Here is a 2,158-nt window from a genome sequence, read left to right on the forward strand (position 1 = left end):
GCCCCCGTCCATTCTTGCCGAAAACCCATGTGAGCGAGCAGCCCGACGACGGCCGCCGCCCCCGCGGCCGTGGCCACCTTGCCGGCCGCGGTGAGGCTGAAGTCGGCGTTCACCTCCGGCTCGGAGTTCTGCGCCGGTCGCACCCCCACGGTCCGCGGTAGCCGATCGAATCGCTCGCGGACGCGCTTGACTTCGGCCTCGTAGTCTTCGGCGCCGAGGTGGCCGGCGCGCTTCTTCGCACCCGCCAGTTTCAGTGTCTCTTCGAGAAGCTCGATGGTGTCGACATCCTCGCGCAGCAGCTCATTGTCCTTCGGGTCGCGGGGGATGTCGCCGAGGCCCATCTCGTAGGTCACCTTGAAGGTGGCGTTGAAGTCATAGAGCGCGGTCTCGGCGCTCACGGTGCCGTCCACGACCAACCGGCCATCCCCGGTTCGCGGGACGATGTCGGCGTCGAGGGCATCCAGGCTTCGGTCTTGCCCGCCGATGCTGATGGTCTTCGGACCCGCCAGCGCGCACGGCGCATCGGGGTCGAAGTCGCCCTCGTCGAGATCGAAACTCTTCATCACCGTGTCCCGGACCTGCCGCAGAATGCTCCACCCGGTAGCGGCCAAAGCCGCTCGCTCACATGGGTTTTCGGCAAGAATGGACGGGGGCAGCTCTTCGCCGGGCGGCAAATCGCGCAGCGTCTGCAGCTGCACCACCATGGATTCCTCGGTCGCCTCGCCGACGTCGAAGCGCTGCACAATGGCGTCCAGTTCCTTGACCGTACTGTCGTCTTGCGCCTCGGGGTCGACGTCCACCGGCGTCGGCAGCAACGTCTGAATCCCCTTGTCGCCCATCGCCTCCAGCTGCGGGCGGACCGCATCGGCGATTTGGGCGGCCAGCGAGTCGAGCACCCTGGTCCTGGCTTCTTCGTCGGAGAGGCCGGGGTGCTGCAGCTTCTCCAGGTTCACCATCAGCTCACCGGCGATGCTGTGGGTGATCCAGTGCGCCTCGGCATAGTCGAGTTCCCAGCTGATCCGCGGATCCTGCCCGGCGAAGACCGTGATCCCGTCCGCACGGCGTTCGACGTGCGGGCCGAACAGCCACCCGGCGTGCCGGTCCGGCAATGGGTGTGCCACCAGCGCGGGCGCGTCCTGGGCGGTGAAGTTCAGTGCGATCGTCTGCTTGCCCGGCTCTAGCTGGTGCGGCTCGAGCTGATCGTGAATCGTCAACCGCCCGAACAACGGAATCTCGTTGTACGCAATCTCGCGCGATTCTCCGGCACGCGGGCCATCCGGGATGGTGACCGTGGCCGGGGGCAGCGATACCAGCGGGATGCAGGTGACCGAATCGATGACGATCTTCGAATCGAAAATCACCAGGTCTATCGCGAAGTGCCGCAGCGGGTCGCGGGATGCACCGTCAGCTTCCTCCTGCCACAGCCGCCCACGGGCGTCGAGGATGAACCAGACGCGGTCCAGGGTGAGGTCGAGGGTGGCCGTCGCCGAGTAGCCGGCGCCGTCGACGGACTGCGTGTACTTGTCGCCGCTGAACATCTCGGCCGTTTGATCCTGCACGCGTTCGCGATGGATCTCGATGATCGTGTCGGGGCGATGCATGTGATAACTCCGTCCCTCGGGACCCATGGTGCCCGACCGGTGGGCTCAAGTCGGCTCGTGCATGCTGTACCCAGAAAAAGCGACCGCCAAAGCTGTTGCGCTCGACCATGATTCGTTCGCAGCCTGGCCTGGACTCGGCTACGGACGTTCTTCAATCACGCACTGGACGATGCCGTTGGCAAAGCTCGGGTCGAATCCCATGTGCGCCACTCGCTGGGCCTCCGCGGCCGGGGAGACACCGGAATCGAGATCCTGCTCAATGACGCCGACGAGTTGCAGGTTCTGGGGGTCGTGGCCCGCGATCGGCTCGGTCATCTTTCCCACGCAGCGCCTATAGCCGCTGTAATCCGCGTGCGCGGACGCGGTGAGCACCGCCGGCCCGACAATCGAGGCCCCAATCGCTACGCCAACCGCGACGACGTGGATGCAACGCACGGTTTGCTGGATACCCAGCTATAACGACCGATAATCAGCAAACAATCGGTGGAGCTAAGGGGACTCGAACCCGTTCCAAAACCGCAGGATAGGGTTCATGAGCTGCGAAAACACAGGGGTGT

2 protein-coding genes are annotated in these 2,158 nt (G+C 65.2%); both read right to left on the bottom strand.

All coding sequences use genetic code 11. The features are described from left to right. Positions 1–1,601, bottom strand: a 1,601-nt coding sequence (locus A5646_RS12455) for a hypothetical protein (protein ID WP_156765591.1), incomplete at its 3' end; no start/stop codon positions are given. A gap of 138 nt (positions 1,602–1,739) precedes the next feature. Then, positions 1,740–1,916 (bottom strand): hypothetical protein, encoded by a 177-nt coding sequence (locus A5646_RS28970; protein WP_156765592.1) that lies wholly within the window; start codon positions 1,914–1,916, stop codon positions 1,740–1,742. Positions 1,917–2,158: the final 242 nt, after the last annotated feature.

The sequence above is a fragment of the Mycobacterium sp. 1245499.0 genome (assembly GCF_001673615.1).
Lineage (GTDB): Bacteria > Actinomycetota > Actinomycetes > Mycobacteriales > Mycobacteriaceae > Mycobacterium > Mycobacterium europaeum_A.

What these genes read in the sequence shown, in the direction of transcription:
- A5646_RS28970 (WP_156765592.1), bottom strand. Translation starts at nt 1,916, where the DNA reads ATGACCGAGCCGATCGCGGGCCACGACCCCCAGAACCTGCAACTCGTC.